Annotated in this window: 1 pseudogene; it reads left to right on the forward strand. The window is 70.3% G+C overall.

The annotated features are described in order from the left end of the window. Positions 1 to 1,065, forward strand: a pseudogene (locus ABTY20_RS35310) (alpha-1,4-glucan--maltose-1-phosphate maltosyltransferase); the annotation flags it as partial.

A 1,065-nucleotide genomic window follows, 5' to 3' on the forward strand; every position in this document is an offset into this window, starting at 1 on the left:
TGTACGGGTCCTGGTACGAGTTCTTCCCCCGCTCGGAGGGCACTCCCGAGCGGCCGCACGGCACCTTCGAGACCGCCGCGCGCCGGCTGCCGGCGATCGCCGCGATGGGCTTCGACGTCGTCTACCTGCCGCCGATCCACCCGATCGGCACCACCCACCGCAAGGGCCCCAACAACACCCTGGACGCCGGCCCCGACGACGTCGGCGTGCCCTGGGCGATCGGCTCGGCCGAGGGCGGCCACGACGCCGTCCACCCGGACCTGGGCACCCTGGAGGACTTCACCCGCTTCGTCGCCCGGGCCGGCGAGCTGGGCCTGGAGGTCGCCCTGGACTTCGCCCTGCAGTGCTCCCCGGACCACCCCTGGGTGCACAAGCACCCGGAGTGGTTCCACCACCGCCCCGACGGCTCCATCGCCTACGCGGAGAACCCGCCCAAGAAGTACCAGGACATCTACCCCATCGCCTTCGACGCCGACCTGGAGGGCCTGGTCGCCGAGACCGTGCGCATCCTGCGGCACTGGATGGACACCGGGGTGCGGATCTTCCGGGTGGACAACCCGCACACCAAGCCGGTGGTGTTCTGGGAGCGGGTGATCGGCGAGATCAACGCCGCCGACCCGGACGTGATCTTCCTGGCGGAGGCGTTCACCCGCCCGGCGATGATGCACACCCTGGCCCAGATCGGCTTCCAGCAGTCCTACACCTACTTCACCTGGCGCACCACCAAGCAGGAGCTGACGGAGTACCTGACCGAACTGTCGGGGGAGGCCGCCTCCTACATGCGGCCCAACTTCTTCCCCAACACCCCCGACATCCTGCACGCCTACCTCCAGCACGGCGGACGGCCCGCCTTCGAGGTCCGCGCCGTCCTGGCCGCCACCCTCTCCCCCTCCTGGGGCATCTACAGCGGCTACGAACTGTGCGAGAACACCCCCCTGCGCGAGGGCGGCGAGGAATACCTCGACAGCGAGAAGTACCAGCTCACCCCCCGCGACTGGGACGCCGCCGCACGCGAGGGCCGCACCATCGCCCCCCTGATCACCCGGCTCAACACCATCCGGCGCG

This window comes from Streptomyces sp. NPDC126497 (assembly GCF_040302425.1).
Classification (GTDB): domain Bacteria; phylum Actinomycetota; class Actinomycetes; order Streptomycetales; family Streptomycetaceae; genus Streptomyces.